Annotated in this window: 17 protein-coding genes; 15 read left to right on the top strand and 2 right to left on the bottom strand. The window is 63.0% G+C overall.

Annotated elements, in window-relative coordinates; translation table 11 throughout:
* Positions 1-142 precede the first annotated feature (142 nt).
* The 15 genes from CTR2_RS26580 (at position 143) to CTR2_RS26510 (ending at position 16,864) form a co-directional block, all read left to right on the top strand.
* A complete protein-coding gene (locus CTR2_RS26580; protein ID WP_176391764.1) occupies positions 143-1,015 on the top strand; it encodes an IclR family transcriptional regulator in 873 nt (290 codons plus the stop codon).
* Positions 1,008-1,808 carry an SDR family oxidoreductase gene (locus CTR2_RS26575; RefSeq protein WP_087085710.1) on the top strand — a complete coding sequence of 267 codons (801 nt, stop codon included), beginning with the start codon at positions 1,008-1,010 and terminating at the stop codon, positions 1,806-1,808. Before CTR2_RS26580 ends, CTR2_RS26575 begins: the two co-directional genes overlap by 8 nt.
* Positions 1,801-3,495: a thiamine pyrophosphate-binding protein gene (locus tag CTR2_RS26570; RefSeq protein ID WP_087085711.1), complete on the top strand. Its 1,695-nt coding sequence runs from the start codon at positions 1,801-1,803 to the stop codon at positions 3,493-3,495. Before CTR2_RS26575 ends, CTR2_RS26570 begins: the two co-directional genes overlap by 8 nt.
* 11 nt (positions 3,496-3,506) lie before the next feature.
* The gene (locus CTR2_RS26565; protein WP_087085712.1) at positions 3,507-4,982 is read left to right on the top strand and encodes an aldehyde dehydrogenase; all 1,476 of its coding nucleotides are present in this window, start codon (positions 3,507-3,509) and stop codon (positions 4,980-4,982) included.
* Between the two features lie 9 nt (positions 4,983-4,991).
* Positions 4,992-5,951 (top strand): VOC family protein, encoded by a 960-nt coding sequence (locus tag CTR2_RS26560; RefSeq protein WP_087085713.1) that lies wholly within the window; start codon positions 4,992-4,994, stop codon positions 5,949-5,951.
* A 162-nt stretch (positions 5,952-6,113) separates the two neighbouring features.
* The gene (locus tag CTR2_RS26555; protein WP_087085714.1) at positions 6,114-7,091 is read left to right on the top strand and encodes a Bug family tripartite tricarboxylate transporter substrate binding protein; all 978 of its coding nucleotides are present in this window, start codon (positions 6,114-6,116) and stop codon (positions 7,089-7,091) included.
* A 137-nt stretch (positions 7,092-7,228) separates the two neighbouring features.
* Positions 7,229-7,450, top strand: coding sequence for a recombinase-like helix-turn-helix domain-containing protein (locus CTR2_RS26550; protein WP_003060438.1), 222 nt, complete (start codon positions 7,229-7,231; stop codon positions 7,448-7,450).
* A 24-nt stretch (positions 7,451-7,474) separates the two neighbouring features.
* Complete coding sequence (locus tag CTR2_RS26545; RefSeq protein ID WP_087085715.1) at positions 7,475-8,500, top strand: aromatic ring-hydroxylating oxygenase subunit alpha; 1,026 nt, start codon at positions 7,475-7,477, stop codon at positions 8,498-8,500.
* Positions 8,497-9,456: a PDR/VanB family oxidoreductase gene (locus tag CTR2_RS26540; RefSeq protein ID WP_087085716.1), complete on the top strand. Its 960-nt coding sequence runs from the start codon at positions 8,497-8,499 to the stop codon at positions 9,454-9,456. The genes CTR2_RS26545 and CTR2_RS26540 overlap by 4 nt, the downstream gene beginning before the upstream one ends.
* A gap of 50 nt (positions 9,457-9,506) precedes the next feature.
* Positions 9,507-10,571 (top strand): porin, encoded by a 1,065-nt coding sequence (locus CTR2_RS26535; RefSeq protein WP_087085717.1) that lies wholly within the window; start codon positions 9,507-9,509, stop codon positions 10,569-10,571.
* A 152-nt stretch (positions 10,572-10,723) separates the two neighbouring features.
* Complete coding sequence (locus CTR2_RS26530) at positions 10,724-11,992, top strand: MFS transporter (RefSeq protein ID WP_087085718.1); 1,269 nt, start codon at positions 10,724-10,726, stop codon at positions 11,990-11,992.
* Between the two features lie 777 nt (positions 11,993-12,769).
* Positions 12,770-13,714, top strand: a complete 945-nt coding sequence (locus tag CTR2_RS26525; protein ID WP_087085719.1) for a dihydrodipicolinate synthase family protein — start codon at positions 12,770-12,772, stop codon at positions 13,712-13,714.
* A gap of 212 nt (positions 13,715-13,926) precedes the next feature.
* Positions 13,927-14,559 carry a TRAP transporter small permease gene (locus CTR2_RS26520; RefSeq protein WP_087085720.1) on the top strand — a complete coding sequence of 211 codons (633 nt, stop codon included), beginning with the start codon at positions 13,927-13,929 and terminating at the stop codon, positions 14,557-14,559.
* Between the two features lies 1 nt (position 14,560).
* Positions 14,561-15,826, top strand: coding sequence for a TRAP transporter large permease (locus tag CTR2_RS26515; protein WP_087085721.1), 1,266 nt, complete (start codon positions 14,561-14,563; stop codon positions 15,824-15,826).
* Between the two features lie 45 nt (positions 15,827-15,871).
* Entirely contained in the window at positions 15,872-16,864 is a 993-nt protein-coding gene (locus CTR2_RS26510; RefSeq protein ID WP_087085722.1) for a TRAP transporter substrate-binding protein, read from the top strand.
* Positions 16,865-16,926: 62 nt separating this feature from the next.
* On the opposite strand, the gene CTR2_RS26505 is transcribed toward CTR2_RS26510, so the two are convergent.
* Together CTR2_RS26505 and CTR2_RS26500 are read right to left on the bottom strand one after the other, a co-directional pair.
* A complete protein-coding gene (locus tag CTR2_RS26505; protein WP_012840221.1) occupies positions 16,927-17,637 on the bottom strand; it encodes a GntR family transcriptional regulator in 711 nt (236 codons plus the stop codon).
* Between the two features lie 172 nt (positions 17,638-17,809).
* Entirely contained in the window at positions 17,810-18,892 is a 1,083-nt protein-coding gene (locus tag CTR2_RS26500) for an Ldh family oxidoreductase (protein WP_254913492.1), read from the bottom strand.
* Between the last annotated feature and the right edge of the window lie 59 nt (positions 18,893-18,951).

Genomic DNA, 18,951 nt, shown 5'->3' with positions numbered 1-18,951 from the left:
CGCTGCGCGCCTTCCCCCCAGGGGGACGACAGCCTCGCTGTGGGGCGGCCCTTGCTTGCTGTCTCTGGCGAAAGAAACGGTGCATACAGCGGGGGAGCTTCCGGCTTGGGTGCAACAAGCTGGAATGAACCGAAAGTTGGATATGTCTGCTTCCACTATTCCTGAAGATACCGGTGGTGCGCCGGACGGCGGCGCCGACAAGTACATGGTGCCCGCGCTGGAGCGCGGTCTGCGCCTGCTGCAGGAGTTCGGCCGCGACAACGCCACGCTGGGTGCTCCCGAGCTGGCACGTCGCCTGCAGCTGCCGCGCGCCACGGTGTTTCGCATGCTCAACACGCTGGAGAGCATGGGCTTTCTGCAGCGCGCAGAGGGCGGCAACGACTACCGGCTGGGCCTGTCCGTGCTGCGTCTGGGTTTCGAGTTCCTGTCCTCCATGGACCTGACCGAGCTGGGCCAGCCCGTGATCGCGCGGCTGTGCGACGAAATCCGTTTCCCCTGCAACATCGTGGTGCGCGACGGCCGCTCCATCGTCTATGTGGCCAAGGTCACGCCGCCGACACCGCTGACCAGCTCGGTGCGTGTGGGCACGCGGCTGCCCGCCCATGCCACGCTGCTGGGTCGCATCCTGCTGGCCGACCTGTCGCTGCCAGAGCTGCGCGCCCTCTATCCCGAAGAGCAGCTGGAAGGCCATTCGCCCAATACGCCCAGGACCGTGATCGATCTCTTCGACCTGGTTCAGTCCGATCGCGAGCGTGGCCATGTGGCCGGTGCGGGCTTCTACGAAAGCTCGATCTCCACCATCGCGGCGCCCGTGCGCGATCACAGCGGCCGAGTCATCGCAGCCCTTGGGGTGACCCTGGCCTCGGCCCAGATCGACCTCGCGCGCCAGACGGAGCTGGTGCCGCGCGTCTGCGCGGCGGCCGCCGAACTGTCGGAGCTGCTCAACTACCGGCCGCAGTCCAGCGCGCAGGTTCTGTCCATCACTTCAAGGCGCGCAGGAGGCGGCCATGCATGATTTCACACTCGACGCCACGGCCGTCGTCACCGGCGGCTCTTCTGGCATAGGCCTGGCCACGGTGGAGCTGCTGCTGGCCCAGGGCGCACGCGTGGCCCTGTGCGGCCGCAATCCCGAGCGTCTGGAGCAGGCCGTAAGGCAGCTGCTGGAGCGCCACCCCGAGGCTGGCACGCGCCTGTTCGCACAGGCCTGCGACGTGCTCGATGCCGAGCAGGTGCAGCAGTTCGCCCGCGCCAGCGAAGCGGCCCTGGGCCCGGCTTCCATCCTCATCAACAACGCGGGGCAGGGACGCGTCTCCACCTTCGAGAACACCAGTGACGAAGCCTGGACCGAGGAGCTGCACCTGAAGTTTTTCTCGGTGCTGCATCCCACGCGCGCCTTTCTGCCCCAGCTCGAGCGCGGCGAAGGCTCGGCCATTGTCTGCGTGAACTCGCTGCTGGCCTCCCAGCCCGAGCCGCACATGGTCGCCACCTCGGCCGCGCGCGCCGGCCTCAAGAACCTGGTGCGTTCCATGGCCACCGAGTTCGCACCCAAGGGCATACGCGTCAACGGCATCCTGGTCGGCCTGATCGAGTCCGGCCAGTGGCGCCGCCGCTTCGAGGCTCGCGAGGACAAGGGCCAGACCTGGGAGCAGTGGAGCGGCGCGCTCGCAAGCACAAAGCACATCCCCATGGGGCGCCTTGGCAAGCCCGCCGAAGCGGCCCGCGCCATTTTCTTTCTTGCTACGCCACTGTCGTCATACACGACGGGCAGCCATATCGACGTTTCCGGAGGCCATTCTCGTCATGCCTAAGCAAAATCAAATCACCGTCGGCGCCGTCATTGCCGAGTTCCTCGAGCATTGCGACGTGAAGGCTGCCTTCGGGGTGATCTCCATCCACAACATGCCCATCCTCGATGCCATGTTTGCGCGCGGCAAGGTCCGCTTCGTGATGGCGCGTGGCGAGGCCGGCGCCGGCAACATGGCCGACGCCTGCGCGCGTTCCACCTCCAGCCTGGGCGTGTGCATCACCAGCACCGGCCCGGCGTCGGGCAACATCGCCGGCAGCCTGGTGGAAGCCTATACGGCCGGCACGCCGCTCTTGCACATCACGGGCCAGATCGAGACCCAGTATCTGGACAAGAAGCTGTCGTACATCCACGAGGCGCCGGACCAGCTGACCATGCTGAAGTCCGTCTCCAAGGCTGCCTTCCGCGTGCTGAGCGCCGAGACCTGCCTGTCCACGCTCAAGGCCGCGGTGCAGACCGCGATGACCGCCCCGACGGGCCCGGTCAGCGTGGAGATCCCGATCGACATCCAGCAGGCGCTGATTGACATGCCTGCCGACCTGTCACCGCTGCCGGTGGCCGTGCTGGCGCCCAGCGAAGCCGCGCTCGACGCGCTGGCCGAGCAGCTGGCCAAGGCCAGGCGTCCGCTGCTGTGGCTGGGCGGCGGCGCCCGCCATGCCGGCGCTGCCGTGCAGCGTCTGAAGGCCCTGGGCTTCGGTATCGTGAGCACCGGCCAGGGCCGCGGCATCGTGGCCGAGGACGATCCCGCATCCCTGGGCGCCTACAACATCCAGAAGCCCGTCGAAGCCTTCTACCAGCGCTGCGACGCCATGCTGGCCGTGGGCACGCGCCTGCGCAGCAACGAAACCCTGAAGTACGAACTCAAGCTGCCGCGCCCGCTGCTGCGCATCGATGTGGACGCCGCCCAGCAAGGCCGCTGCTATATGGATGACGGCTTTGTCTGCGGCGACTCGGCCCTGGCCCTGAACGGCCTGGCCGACCGCCTGGAAGCGCGCGGCTACAAGGCCGATCCCGAGCTGCTGGCCGACCTGCGCCAGGTGCACGACGAAGTCGTGGCCACCATGCGCGACGGCCTGGGCCCGTACAGCGCCCTGGTGCAGCAGCTGCAGCAGGCCGTGGGCCGCAACTTCAACTGGGTGCGTGACGTGACCGTCTCCAACAGCACCTGGGGCAACCGCGAACTGCGCTTCTTCGAGTCCAACGCGGGCGTGCACGCCACGGGCGGCGGCATCGGCATGGGCATGCCCATGGCCATCGGTGCGGCCATCGGCGCGGCCGAAAGCGGCTCGGGCCGCAAGACCCTGGGCCTGGCCGGCGACGGCGGCTTCATCCTGAACCTCGGCGAGCTCGCCACCCTGGTGCAGGAAGAGTGCGACACCATGATCGTGCTGATGAACGACCAGCGCTATGGCGTGATCCAGAACATCCAGGACGCCTCCTACGGCGGCCGCCGCTGCTATGTGGAACTGCACACGCCCGACTATGCCCAGCTGTGCGCGTCCATCAAGCTGCCCCATGCCCGCGTGAGCCATCTCGACGAGCTGCCCGCGGTGCTGGAAGGTGCCTGGGGCAAGAAGGGCCCTTTCCTGCTCGAGATCGACATGCGCGCCATCGGCAGCTTCAAGACCACGTTCTCGGGCCCTCCGGTGAACAAGCTGGACCAGATCCCGGCCACCACCAAGGCTCAGTGAGGAGTTTCACCATGTCCAAGCTAGAACTGCTACCCATCAATATCGCCGGCGAATGGCGTCTTGGCGGCGGCGACGAATCCGCCACGCTCTACCCCGCGACCGGCGAAGTGGTGGGCCGCCTGCGCGCGCCCAGCCTGGCCGATGTGGAAGAGGCCATCCAGAAGGCCGACCATGCGTTCCGCACCAGCGGCTGGGCGCAGAAGAAGCCCCACGAGCGCGCGGCCGTGCTGCACCGCGTGGCCCAGCTGATCCGCGAGCGCGCCGAGCCGCTGGCCCAGCTGCAGCGCCTCGACAACGGCAAGCCGATCAACGAGACGCGCGCCCTGGTGGCCAGCGCCGCCAGCACCTTCCAGTACTTCGCGGCGGCCTGCGAAACCATGGAAGAGACCATCACGCCTTCGCGTGGTGACTTCATGACCATGAGCGTGTACGAACCCATGGGCGTGGTCGCGGCCATCACGCCGTGGAACTCGCCCATCGCCAGCGAGGCGCAGAAGCTCGCCCCCGCGCTGGCGGCAGGCAACGCCGTGGTCGTCAAGCCCGCCGAAGCCACGCCGCTGCTGGCGCTGGAGCTGGCCAAAATCTGCGAAGAAGCCGGTGTTCCGAAAGGCATCGTCAGCGTGCTGCCGGGCCGTGGCTCGGTGATCGGCGACGCCATCACCAAGCACCCGCTGGTCAAGCGCGTGTCGTTCACCGGCGGCACCTCCACCGGCAAGCATATCGCCCGCATCGCGGCCGACAAGATGATGCCCGTCTCGCTGGAGCTGGGCGGCAAGTCGGCCACCATGGTGCTGGAAGACGCCGACCTCGACCACGCCGTCAACGGCGTGCTCTACGGCATCTTCAGCTCCTCGGGCGAATCCTGCATCGCGGGCTCGCGCCTGTTCGTGGCCCGCAAGCTCTATGGCGACTTCATGGAGCGCCTCACGGCCAAGGCCGCCGCGCTGCGCGTGGGCGACCCGGCCGACGAGCGCACGCAGATGGGCCCGCTGATCACCGCCAAGCACCGCGAATCCATCGAGAGCTATGTGGCCCTGGGCCTGTCCGAAGGCGGCCAGCTGCGCACCGGCGGCCACCGCCCCGAGGGCACGTTGTACGAGCGCGGCTACTACTACCGACCGACCATCCTCGAAGGTGTGAGCAACACCGACCAGATCTGCCAGCAGGAGATTTTTGGCCCCGTGCTCGTGGCCATGCCCTTCGACAACGAAGAGGCGCTGCTGGAGCAGGCCAACGACAGCGTCTACGCGCTGGCCGCCGGCATCTGGACGCGCGACTACAAGGCCGCATGGCGCATCGGCCGCGCGGTGCAGGCAGGCACCGTGTGGATCAACACCTACAAGCAGTTCTCGATCTCCACGCCGTTCGGCGGCTGGCGCGACAGCGGCCTGGGCCGCGAGAAGGGCCGCATGGGCATCCAGCAGTACATGGAGCAAAAGAGCCTGTACTGGGGCCTGAACGCAAACCCCCTGGCCTGGGCAAACTAAGGAAAGATCATGAGCGTACTGGGCATTGACGAAATCAGCTACGGCGCCGACGACCTGCCGGCCTGCCGCCAGTTCTTCCTGGACTGGGGACTGAAGCTGGTGCAGGAAGAGGCCGACCGGCTGGTGTTCGAAACGCTGAACGGCTGCCGCGTGGTCGTGGCCGCCACCGGCCACCCCGGCCTGCCGCCCGCCATCGAGGCTGGCCCCACGCTGCGCGAAGTGGTGTGGGGCGTGCAGGGCGAGGCCGACCTCGCGCTGTATGCGGACCGCATCCGTGCGCTGCCGGGCTTCGTTCAAGGCAATGGCCGCATCGGCTGCACCGACCCCAACGGCCTGGCCGTGCGCCTGCAGCTCACGCAAAAGCGCGAAGTGCAGATGCACAGCGCCGAGTACAACACCTGGGACCGCAAGGGCCGCATCAACCAGGCCAGCCCGGCCTACGAGCGCGCCCAGCCCATCGAGGTCGGCCATGTGGTGTTCTTCGTCAAGGACGTGCAGGCCTGCGAGCGCTTCTATGTGGACAACTTCGGCTTCGCGGCCTCGGACCGCTACCCCGAGCGCGGCGCCTTCCTGCGCACCGCGCCAGACGGCGGCCACCACGACATCTTCCTGCTGCAGCGCCCCGACAGGCACGCCGGCCTGAACCATGTGGCCTTCACCGTGCGAGATATCCACGAGGTCTTCGGCGGCGGCATGCATATCTCGCGCTGCGGCTGGGACACCCAGCTCGGCCCGGGCCGGCATCCGGTGTCGTCGGCCTACTTCTGGTACTTCAAGAACCCCGCCGGCGCCTTGGTCGAGTACTACGCAGACGAGGACCAGCTCACGGCTGACTGGCAGCCGCGCGAGTTCGAGCCCGGCCCGACGGTGTTTGCCGAATGGGCCATCGACGGCGGCCTCGACGGCAATACCCGGCGTCAGAAGGGCGTGGGCGCCGCCGACGGCAAGTTCCTGACCGACAAGAAATGAAACACCCTCTGAGTCGCTTCGCGCCTTCCCCCTCTCTCGCTTCGCGGGAGGGGGACAACACCCTCGCTGCGGGGCGGCCCTTGCTCGGTGTCTCTGATGTGAGCGAATTCTCCAGATCCTCTGGCTGGCTAGAGGCTTAACCACAACCCCACGGGCTATTTCATGAAAAACATTCGTCGCCAGGTAGTTATCGCTGCTGCATTGCTGGCTGCAGCCCAGATGTCCGGTTCCGCGCTGGCGCAAGCCTATCCGAGCAAGCCCATCACCATCGTCGTGGCCTATCCGGCCGGTGGCGATACCGATGCCATGGCGCGCCTGTATGCCGAGAAGCTGGGCCAGCGACTGGGTCAGCCCGTGGTGGTGGACAACCGACCCGGTGCCAGCGGCACCATCGGCACCGTGCATGTGGCCAAGGCCGCACCCGATGGCTATACCCTGCTGCTGGCGCCCAATACCTTTGCCATTGCCCAGTTCGTGCTCAAGACCAACGCGGGTTCGAGCTACGACGTGCTCGGCGGCTTCACGCCCATTGTGCAGACCAGCGTGCAGCCCATGTTCGTGGCTGCCAGCCAGGGCTCGGGCATCAAGGACATCAAGACCCTGGCGAGCCAGGGCAAGCGCGACGGCCTGACCTATGCCAGCCCCGGCAGCGGCTCGCCCATGCACATCCTGGGCGAGATGTTCAACAAGGCTGCAGGCACCAAGCTGTCCCACATTCCCTACAAGGGCGTGGCCCCCGCGGTCAACGACCTGATCGGCGGCCATGTGCCAACGACCTTCATGACCTGGGGGCCCATCGCGCCCTACGCGGGCGGCAAGGTCAACGTGCTGGCCGTGGCCGATGCGCAGCGCAGCCCGCTGGCACCGAATGTGCCCACGCTGGCCGAGCAGGGCGTCAAGGATGTGGAAGTGTCGGCCTGGCAAGGCCTGTTCGGCCCCAAGGGCATGAAGCCCGAGACCGTCAAGCTGCTGAACACCCACCTCAACGAGATTCTGAAGATGCCGGACGTGGTCGCCAAGATGGCGGCCTTCGGCGCCCTGCCTGCGGGCGGCGAGCCGGCACGTCTGGAAAAGACCAATGCTGCCGACTACAACCGCTTTGGCAAGCTGATCAAGGACCTGGATATCCGGGCCGACTAAATGACCAACCCCCTGAGTCGCTTCGCGCCTTCCCGTTGCACGGCGCCCACCAAGGGGGGCGACACCCTCGGTGTGGGGCGGCGCTCCGGGCAATGAAGCAGAACCACGATTAAAGACAGTTTTCGAAGGAGAGAACCATGGCCGCTGATCGATATCTCGAGCCGCATCAGGCGCGCGAGCGCGCCTCCACCCTGTTTGAGGACCTGCTGGGCGACTCCATTGAGCGTGCCTTTGGCGAGGGCGTGCAGACGCTGCCCGAACTGGTGGCCTACATCAACCGCAGCGGCCCCGCCGGCGAGAACGGCGAGCCCTGGACCGAAGACAGCTTTCAGGCCCTGATGGCACGTCTGGGCTATTGAGACAGAACAGGACAGGAGTACTCCATGAACGTACAAACCATCACCATCGATCCGGTGGACCGCCTGCTCAACACGGGTCTGAAGAACCTCTGGTATGCGGTCTGCCCTTCCGATTTCGTCAAGACCGAGCCCGTTTCCGTGCGCCGCTTCGGCCGCAAGATCGCGCTGTGGCGCGACGCCGCCGGCCAGGTCCATGCGCTGGAAGACCACTGCCCGCACCGCGGTGCGCCGCTGTCGCAGGGCGTGATCCTGGGCGACCGCCTGGCCTGCCCCTACCACGGCGTGGAAGTGCGCTGCGACGGCACGGTGACCAAGGTGCCCGGCAGCCCCGGCTGCAAGCTCGAAGGCTCGCGCGCCGCGCTGGCCTTCCATGTGCGCGAGATGCATGGCGCGATCTTCCTCTACAACAGCGACAAGCATGTGGACGAGGCGCCCGAGTTCAGCCTGCCCGAGGAACTGAGCTCGCCCGAGTACTCGAACTTCCTGTGCTATGCCGAGTGGCGCAGCGACTACCGCTACGCGCTGGACAACGTCATGGACCCCATGCACGGCACCTTCCTGCACAAGCAGTCGCACTCCATGGCCGAGGGCGACAGCAAGGCCAGCTTCCAGGTGCGTGACACCGATCACGGCTTCGTGTTCGAGAAGGTCGGCCAGCGCGGCGTGAACTTTGACTGGACCGAATACGGCGAAACCGGCGCGCAGTGGATGCGCCTGGAGATTCCCTATCCCAAGACCGGCGGCCCCGGCGGCAACTTCGCCATCGTGGCCTGCGTCACGCCCATCAGCGCCGACCTGTGCGCCGTGTTCTTCTGGCGCGCGCGCAAGGTGCAGGGCTGGATGCGCGACACCTGGCGCTTCCTCTACCGCAACCGCCTTGAGGCACGCCACTGGGCCGTGCTGGAGCAGGACCGCATCATGATGGAGCAGATGGAAGCCGACGCCAACGAGCGCGAGAACCTCTACCAGCATGACATCGGCCTGGTGCGCCTGCGCCGCCACCTGCGTCGTCAGGCCCAGGAACAGATCGACGAAGGCATCGCATCATGAGCAACAGCTTGCAGGCCTTTGTGCACACGCTGCGCTTCGAGGCCCAGGACACCATCAGCGTGGAGCTGCGCCCGGTGGATGGCGGCGAGTTTCCGGCCTTCACGGCCGGCTCGCACATCGACCTGCACCTGCCCAACGGGCTGGTGCGCAGCTACTCCCTGTCCAACGACAGCAGCGAGCGCCACCGCTACGTGGTCGGCGTGCTGCGCGACCGTGCCAGCCGCGGCGGCTCGCGCTGCGTGCACGAGTCGCTGCGCGTGGGCATGCCCATCACCATCTCCGAGCCGCGCAACCATTTCGCGCTCGACGAGACGGCGACGCACTCTGTGCTGGTGGCCGGCGGCATAGGCATCACGCCCATGCTGTGCATGGCGCGCCGGCTCAAGGCCATAGGGCATTCGTTCGAGATGCTGTACTTTGCGCGCGAGCGCAAGAGTGCGGCCTTTCTCGACGAGCTCAAGGCCCTGGGCATGCCGCTGCATCTGCACTTCGATGTCGAAGCAGGCGGGCCGCCCGACCTGCGGGCGCTGCTGGCGCAGCGTGCACCCGAAGCCGGTCTGCACCACTACTCCTGTGGCCCGACGCCCATGCTCGACGCATTCGAGAAATTCTGCGCCGAGCTCGGCCACGCCAATGCGCATATCGAGCGCTTTACGCCCGTGGAGGTCAAGGCCGCGTCCGATGCGCGTGCCAACTACACGGTGGAGCTCAAGCGCAGCGGCCGCTTCATCGAGATCACGCCCGACAAGTCCTTGCTGGACACGCTGCTGGACGCCGGTGTCGATGTGGACCACAGCTGCTGCGAAGGTGTCTGCGGCTCCTGCGAGACCCGCGTGCTCGAAGGAGTGCCCGACCACCGCGACTCGGTGCTCAGCCCCAAGGAGCGCGCCGCCAACAAGGTCATGATGGTCTGCGTCTCCGGCTGCAAGAGCGAGCGCCTGGTCCTGGATATCTGAGACGCTGCATCAGACCTGCGAAAAACCACCACCCCTAGAGGAGACAAACCATGAAATCCATCCATACGCCGGCCCTCGGCGTGGCGCTAGCCTGCCTGGCGTCTTTGCCCGGTGCCGCTTCGGCACAGTCCAAGGTCGAGCTTTTCGGCGTCGTCGACGTCGGCGTTGCCCATCTGGGCGGCTCGGGAGCCTCCAAGACCGGTCTTTCCACAGGCGGTGCCAACATCAGCCGCCTGGGCTTTCGAGGCACAGAGGACCTGGGCGGCGGCCTGAAGGCGGGATTCTGGCTGGAGGCCGGCCTGGATGTGGACAGCGGCGCCGGCAAGGCCACGGGCGGCGGTCTGAGCTTCAACCGTCGCTCCACAGTCAGCCTGATGGGCAACTGGGGTGAGGTGCGCCTGGGACGTGATGATTCGGCCACCTTTCTGAACACGCTGATCTTCGATCCCTTCCTGACCAACGGCGTTGGCGGCACGGGTGCCTTCACCATGCTGGGCATTCCGGGCATCCCCTCGACTGGCGGTGCGCCCATACAGATCAGCAATGCGGTGAGCTATTTCCTGCCCCAGAACCTGGGTGGCTTCTACGGCCAGGCACAGCTGGCATTCGGCGAGCAGCCCAGCGGTGCTCCCAACAAGCGCGAGGGTGACTACCGTGGTCTGCGCCTGGGTTACCGCCAGGGCGCTTTCAATGGTGCGCTGGCCACGGGCCGGCTCTACGGCAATACCAGCGACACCAATCTGACGGCGAACAATGTGGGCCTGTCCTACGACTTCGGCGTGGCCAAGCCCATGCTGCTGTGGGCCTCGGAAAAGCGTGGCGGCACCAAGGTCACGGCCGTGCAGCTGGGTGTGACGGCTCCCGTGGGCAATGGCGAGGCCCGTGCCTCCTTCGGCCACTACAACCTGTCCGGCAGCAATGCGGACTGGAACAAGATCAGCGTGGGCTATGGCTACAACCTCTCCAAGCGCACACAGGTCTACGGCACTTATGCCTTCCTGAAGAACAAGGGCTCGGCAGCGAAGTCCATCGGCGTGCAGGGGCTGAGCGCTCCCGGCACCACGCCCGGCGGTAACTCCAACGGCCTGGAACTGGGCATCCGCCACTTCTTCTGATCCTGCACCGAGGGGTCGGCATCGGTCGGCCCCGGGGTGTCGGCGGCATCACTGCCGTCGTACCGCGCGCCCGCCAGGACGTGCGCCCTGGCGGGGGCCGGCGGGTGCCGGTCCCGGCTTTTCTCTCTTTCAACGCTAGCCGGACCCATATCATGAAAGACTCACGCTCGTTGCGCTGGTGGGGCGTGGTCACGCTGTTCGTGATCGTCGCCATTTCCTACGTGGATCGGATCAATATCTCGGTCCTCATCACCGATCACGACTTTTTGTCGCACATCGGTCTCACACCCGACGACCGAACGCGTCAGGGCCTGCTTGCCACGGCCTTCATGGTTGGTTACGGTGTTTCGTCCTTTGTGCTCACGCCGTTCTGCGCGGCGCTGTTCGGCGTGCGCCGCAGTCTGTTTGCCGGCTTGCTGCTGTGGGGCGTGGTGACCTTTCTGTCGCCGGCCATGAACAGCTACGGGCTGCTGCTGGCATCGCGGATTCTGCTGGGTGTTTCCGAGGGGCCGCTGTTCTCCCTGGCCGGCAGCTACATCAAGGCGCATTTCGAGAGCCGCGAGAACGGCAAACCCAACTCCCTGGTCAATATGGGCACCGGACTGGGCCTGGCGGTGGGCTATCCCTTCGTCGGCTACCTGGTCGTGGGCCACAACTGGGAGACCTCGTTCCATGTGCTGGGCCTGATCAACGTGCTGCTGGGCGTTCCGTTGGTCTGGGCCTTTGTGCGCATGCCCAAGGTGGAGACCGGCATGCCCAAGCCCCAGTCGATGGGTGAGGCCGTGGGCCAGGTCGGCCAGATCGTGCGCGGTGCCATGCACACGCGCTATCTGTGGCTGATCACCATTCTCACGGCGGCCTTTCTGTCGTATCTCTGGGGCAGCAGCAACTGGCTGCCCGCCTATCTCAAGGAGTCGCGAGGCTTTTCCATGCGCGAGATGGGCTGGCTGGCTTCGCTGCCGCAATACGCGAGCGTGGCGGCGGTCTTCGTCGGCGGCATGATCATCGACCGCATCGCGCGCCGCCAGGTGCCGCTGATCTTCGTCTTCGGCAGCTTGGGCGTGGCGATTGCAGTGTGGCTGGCCATCCACATGGAAGACCGCTATGCGGCAGCCTATTGCCTGATTGCCGCCAACTTCTGCTGGGGACTGATGAGCCCGGCCATCCCCAGCACCGTGCAGCACTGCGCGCGGCCCGAGCATGTGGCCAGCGCCTATGGCGTGGTCAACGGCGCGGGCAGCCTGGTCGCGGGCTTCATGCCGGCCATCATGGGTGCGGTGATCGGCGCGCTGTCGGCCCGCGGCGGCGTGGCTGCGGGATTCTTCGCAGGCTTTTCAGCGCTGATTGGCACGCAGGTGATCGTGATGCTCTGCGGTATCGTGCTCTGGGTGCGCGAGCGCGGTGAGAGTAGTACAGCATAAGCTACCCTTACCCTCAGTCTATTCAGTGGAAGCGGTCTCAGACATCCTGCCTTATGCATCTGTGATGCTGCTCAAACGATAACTTCTGCAGTGCCGTGACCTTGTCTCTGCGAGCTGTGAATTTTCAGTCCTGGGCCTGCGCTTGACTTCATCCACGCTTGCATGGGGCAGGGCTGAGATGGACCGAGTCAATGCACTTGGTCCTTGGTGCTGGCAGACTCGAACTGCGGTAAAGAGCGATGGCGAACATCGCATTCAGCGCGTCCGCGACTCAGTGGAACAAACGCGCGAACTCATCGAGCTGGGATGTCGAGGGAGTCCCGTCGCCATGCGACCAGGAGCAGCGCAAAGCTGCCTCCGTGAGCGGTTTGTGTGCCATACACCGATCACCTGTGCATCCTGACCCTGGCGCAGCGCCAGCGTGGCCCGGCGCCGGGTTTGACCGCAGCGCCGGGCAGTAGCTGAGGGCGGTGCTACTGCCTCTGTGGGGCCATAGTCGCCAGCGGACCGCTGCCTGGATGCAACGGGGGAAGGCGGTGGCGATCTCGGCGAGGTATCCAGGAGAACCCTATTGCACAACGTCTAAGAACTACTTAGTCTTCGTTTCTGAATATTTCAAATATATTTACAGTCTATTTAAAGACGAAGTATTTCACCGCTCATCCGGATTTCGTGCGCTGATGCAGCGAGCGTTATTCCAACAAAACGGTTTCGTGCAACGGACTTGCGCGGAACTGAGGTCGGTGTTCTTAGGTGGTTTTTTACAAGGGTAGTTTTATGGAAACGAACATCTTTACCGGCACCGTTCCTGCACTCATGACTCCATGCACCGCACAAGGCACGCCAGATTACGACGCGCTGGTCGCCATGGGCAAAGAGCTCATGGCCGCAGGCATGAGCGCTGTTGTGTATTGCGGATCCATGGGGGATTGGCCTCTTCTCACGGCAGAGCAACGCCAAGAGGGCGTGGCCAGGCTGGTGGCCGCAGGTATCCCGACCATTGTGGGGACCGGGGCGGTGAACTCGAAAGAAGCCGTGGCTCATGCGGCCCACGCTGCGAAAGTGGGAGCGCAGGGGTTGATGGTGATTCCTCGGGTGTTGTCGCGAGGTACTTCCCTGACTGCGCAGAAAGCCCACTTCACTGCTATTTTGGAAGCCGCCCCGAAGCTGCCGGCCGTGATCTACAACAGCCCACACTACGGCTTTGCAACTCGCGCCGACATGTTCTTTGAGTTGCGCGCCAAGTACTCCAACCTGATCGGCTTCAAGGAGTTCGGTGGTGCAGAAGGCCTGCGCTATGCCGCGGAGCACATCACCTCGAAAGACAGCGACGTCACGTTGATGGCGGGTGTCGACACCCAGGTGTTCTATGGTTTTGTGAATTGCGGTGCGACGGGTTGCATTACGGGCATTGGCAATGCACTACCCAAGGAAGTTCTGCTCCTGGTTGAGCTGAGCAAAAAAGCAGCACAGGGGGATGTCGTTGCTCGGCGTCAAGCTCAGGAGCTGGATGCGGCACTGGCCGTGCTGTCGTCCTTTGACGAAGGCACGGATCTGGTTCTGTACTACAAGCACCTGCTGGTCCTCAACGGCAAGAAGGAATACACGCTGCACTTCAATGCAAGCGATGTATTGACCGACTCACAACGCCGGTATGTCGAATCCCAGTATCAACTCTTTCGCAACTGGTATGCCGCCTGGTCCAAGGGACTGAGTCATTGATCCAGCGTGAGTCAGCTCCCCGTGGGGAGCTTTTTTTGGGGCATCGATCCAGATCGGAAGCTTGCATCTTCCAGGAACCAGGGTTCGCAGTTTCGCCCGGTTTCCAGGCAAACACCTATTGGATCAATTGAAAAGACTACTAATATATTTAATATATTTTTGAGTTGTATTCGATTTTCTGCGCCTCATTTCGTCAAATCTAAAGAACCTATATGGACGATACAACCCGACCCGCTACCGCCATCAAGCAGCCGCCATGGATTGTGCGCTGGGTGCTGGATGCCTCTGATGCGCTGTTGCGCATGGAACGGTGGTTGCTCACCTTCGCGATGTGTTTTCTGACCGCACTCATTTTGCTCAATGTGGTGACACGCTACAGCGGCATGCCGCTGTACTGGGTGGATGAAGCGGCGGTGTACACCGTGGTCTGGCTCACCTTCATCGGTGCTTCGGTCATGACGCGCCTGCGGCTGGATTTTGCGGTGACGATGCTCACCGATAAGCTGAGTCCTCGCAACGCGCGGCGTGCCAAGGTGATTGCGACGGTCGGAGTGCTGTTTTTTTCTCTGGCGCTATTTGCGATGTGCTGGCGTTGGATGGATCCCATTGGTATTGCCAGCAAGGGGTTTGATGCCAAGGAATACGCGGCGGAGTCGTTTAACTTTCTCTATACCGAACACACCCAGACGCTGGAGTGGCCGGTCTGGGTGCTGCAACTGATCATGCCGATCTTCGCAGTCTGTATGAGCCTGCATGCGCTTGCCAACCTGTTGGAAGACATGAGCCTCGCACCCAAGCGCCAGCACCCTGGCTTTACGGCAACCAACCCAGACGCGGTGAACTGACATGCTGACCTCCATTTTCTTCGTCGCGATCATGATGGTGGGTGTTCCCATCGGCCTCTGTCTTTGCCTTTCGGGGATTTTTTATATCTACAACACCGAGAACACGGTGTTGCTGCAGTCCTTCCCCTCTCAGATGTTCGGGGGGGTGGACAGCTATGGCCTGATTGCCATACCGCTTTTTATCTTGATCGGTGAGGTCATGAACAGCGGCGGCATCACACGCCGGCTGGTGGACTTGTCGATGGCGTTTGTGGGCTCCATCAAGGGCGGGCTTGCCTATGTGAATATCCTGGCCAACATGCTGGTGTCATCCATCATTGGCTCCGCAACGGCGCAGGTGGCCATCATGTCGCAGGTGATGGTGCCCGAGATGGAGAAGCAAGGCTATGACAAGACCTTTGCTGCAGGCCTGACCGTGTATGGCGGCATGCTGGGCCCGATCATTCCGCCGTCGGTGATGTTTGTGGTCTACAGCGTGCTGGCACAGGTCGCTGTGGGCGATATGCTGGTCGCAGGCATACTGCCAGGTGTTCTGTTGACGGTGCTGTTCTTTGCAGTCATTGCCTGTATGGGCGTGATCTACAACTATCCACGAAGCCCCAAGCGAACCTTGCTCGAACGGGCCAAGACCGTGCTGGTTTCCAGCCCGACACTGCTGATTCCGCTGGTCATCGTGGGCTCTATCCTCACCGGCTTCGCCAATCCCACCGAGGCTGCCGCTGTGGGCGCGATCAGCGCAGTGTTGGTCGGTCGCTATGTGACCCGTGAATTCAAATACTCAGACCTTGGCGCGATCATGCTGCGTTCGGGCATCTACTCGGCCATCGTGCTGTTTCTGGTTGCAGCAGCGGCAGTGTTCTCGTGGTTGTTGATATACGGCAAGGTGCCTCAGATGGTCGCTGCCTGGGTGCAGACCGTGGCGCATGACCCGATTACCTTCCTGCTGCTGGTCAACGTGATTTTGCTGGTCATTGGCACGGTGATCGACGGCATTCCCGGCTTGATCATGACCGCGCCGATTCTTCTGCCCATCGCCACCGAGATCTACCACATCGACCCCCGCCACTTTGGAGTGGTGATCGTCATCAACCTGGTGCTGGGATTGATGACGCCGCCGGTGGGGCTGAGCTTCTTCGTGGCTGCAGCGGTCACTGGTGCCAAGCCGGGTCCCATGTTCATCGTCACGTTGCCATTCTTCATCATCAGTTGCGTGGCACTTGTCATGCTCTCGCTGTTCCCCAGCTTGTCGTTGGGCTTGCTGAACTGATCCGATTCTTCGCCCTGCTTCGCCTTTCCCTCTACGGAGTTTTTCATGACACTCAATCGACGCCACTTTCTTCAGACCACGGCTGTTGCAGCTGCTCCACTGGCCTTTGTGACGCCTTCGCGTGCAGCTGCGGCCAAGGAACTGCGCTTAGGCGTCATCACGCCTGCAGGGCATTCGTGGAACCGCGCGGCGGTGCAGTTTGGAGAAGCCTTGGCGAAAGAAACCAATGGCAGGCTCAAGGTGACCGTCTTTCATTCGGGTCAATTGGGTAGTGAGTCGGCCATGATGCAGCAGCTGCAGTCGGGGGCGCTGGACATGGGGTGGATTCAGGCTGCAGAGCTGGGAACGCGTGTTCCGAGCGTAGCCTCGATCAATGCGCCATATCTTGTCCGATCCACTGCTGCTGTCGCGAAGCTGGTCAAGACGCCTGCAGCCTTGAAATTGCTGGATGTGCTGCCGCGCGAAACCGGCTGCATCGGTTTGGGCTGGGGCATCACCGGCATGCGTGTGGTGTTCTCGAACAAGGAGATCAGGACGCCCAATGACCTCAAGGGTATGAAGCTGCGTATTAATCCGACGCCGGTTTACCGTGACTTCTACCAGTATTTCGGGGCAGCGCCGACTCCCATTCCTACACCTGCGGTGTTCGATGCCATGACCAATGGGCAAGTGGACGGACTCGAGGCGGATATAGAGCTCTCTTGGAGCCAGCGCTTTGACAAGGTGTCGAAACTGATGATGCCCATGAACGCGCTGTTCATGCCTGTGGCACCACTGTTCTCGGGTCGTATCTGGGCTACGCTGGATGGGAAGGACCGTGACCTGATTCGCCAATTGACCAGCCAAGCCTTGGACGGCCAGATCAACGATATCGTGACGACAGAGGTTGGCCTGCTGGAGAAACTCAAGAAGGAGTCGATTGCCATTCGCGATATCAATGCTTTTGACAATAAGCCTGCGATTGATGCCTTCGACAAGATCTGGCTGCCCAAAGCGCCTCAGATTGCAGAACTGCGCGCGGCGGGAGCCAAGCTCTGAGCACCGATTGAGAGGCGCCATGAATATGCACAGCAGGCCGCCCCTTGGGGGCGGCCTGCTGTTTAGCTTTCGATAATGCGTCTGGCAAAAGCTTCCAGATAGTCCATCAGGCGGTTGGCACCGGTAATGGCGGCCGCTTCATCCCCGGTAGAGATACCCTGAGCCAGCTCAAGATGAGCAAGTGCGCCCTCAAGGATATCGCCTTCATGCTGGTAGGCATACCAAAAACGTCTGCACTGCACGATCAGGGGCGTGACGCTTTTGACTGCTGAACGGTTGCGGCTGGCAGTATGGATGATGGCATCGAGCGCATGATCTTCATGCATGTACTCTTCCAAGTTGCCGCGCTTGGCTGCAGCGACCATCTGCTTGGCGCATTGGAGGATATCTTTGCGCTGCTGCACCGAGGCTCGCCGGGCAGCGCAAGCCGCCAACAGATTCTCCAGAACCCTGCGTGTCTGGATGACGTCTAGGTGCTCTGCCAGATCGATGTTGGAAACCAGTAGTCCGCGGCGCGGCTGCTGGACGATCAAGTCGATGGAGATCATGCGCAGCAATGCCTCGCGCACAGGTGTCCGGCCCATGCCAGTGCGCTCTGCCAACTCCGCCTCTACGATGGGACTTCCAGGCTCAAGTTGCATGGTCGACAGCATGGTTTCAATGGCGTCGTAGGCAAGGTCTGCAGCACGGCGCTTCACCGTAGGCAAAGTCTTGGTTTTTGTTGCAGCGGCTTTTACGCGTGCAGCTGGAGATTTCTTGGAAGTTGGCATCAAAAAAGCGTGCTGGCGCCATCGTGCCGCAAGAGCAGAGATGGCGGGGTTTTGATTATATTGATCCGATATTCAGAATACATCATGGGCTTGGCTGCTTGGTGCAGCCTGTGACAAAACTCTTCATCTGGATCCTTCATCCTCAGCAGAGGCATGCGAGCATGTTCTCATGAGCCTAGTTCAACAGCTGCTGGATGTCACGCAGCAAGGGCTCGGGGATCTGCACATATCCATTGGCTAGACTGCGGCTTCTTGCGGCAAAGCGGCGTTGGGAAGGCAGGCGCGCCCCTTGGCCGGTAATACTCTCGAACAGCTTTTCAGCACGTTGACGCTCGTCGATAAAATTGCCCGGGCTGAAAAATTGGGGATCAAATGCGATAACGATTTCGCCATGACAAGGGGTTGCACCGGCACCGTCGTCGATGTGCAGTGATTCAGCACTGGTCATGTCGCCAATCAATGGCCCAGCCAGCAGCTCGATCATGGTCGACAGGGCCGAGCCTTTGTAGCCGCCAAAAGTCAGCATGGCGCCTTGTCGGAGGACGGTTGTGGCATCGGTGCTTGGGGAGCCTTCGGCGTCGACCCCCCAGCCTTCGGGCAGTGCGCGACCGCTTCTTTGGTAGAGCTCAATTTCACCGCGGGCCACTGCGCTGGTCGCAAAGTCAAAAATGTAGGGATGAGCACCAATCCTGGGCCAACCAAAGGCGATCGGGTTGGTTCCGAAAACAGGTCGGCTTCCGCCCGCAGGGGCCACCCAGGAATGGCTGGGAGTCATGGCTAGGGCCGCAACGCCATGCTCGACCAAGGCCTCGATTTCGGGCCACAGGGCTGAGAAGTGATAGCAGTTGTTGATGGCCAAGGCTGCGATCCCGGTTTTCCGGACTTTCTCGAGCAGTACTTTGCTGCCCACCTCGAAAGCGAGTTGTGAGAAGCCGCGCTGTGCATCGACGGCGACGACGCCAGGTCCGCGGTCGCTGATGATGGGTAGGGCATCGCGCACGACAGCGCCATGCTGGAGCGTGCGAGCGCACGATAGAACCCGGTACATGCCATGCGAATGGCACTCGTCGCGCTCTCCCGCTGTGATCACGCGCGCAATGGCTTGCGCATGTTCGGCAGATAGGCCGAGGTGGGTAAATACGCGATAGGCCAGGTTGTGCACCTCATCCAGCGTCAGCGCAGTGTGACCTGGTTTCGACGCGGTTGTTTGAGCACTTTGACCAGGGTGGTTCAGGTCGAGGTCTGGCATGAGTTCCATGGCGTGCTCCTGTGCTTGGTTATGGACTGCTTGTTGACGTGCCCTGGTTGCGCGGAATG

This window comes from Comamonas thiooxydans (assembly GCF_002157685.2).
Lineage (GTDB): Bacteria > Pseudomonadota > Gammaproteobacteria > Burkholderiales > Burkholderiaceae_C > Comamonas > Comamonas testosteroni_H.
This window is presented reverse-complemented; position numbering and strand designations above follow the sequence as displayed.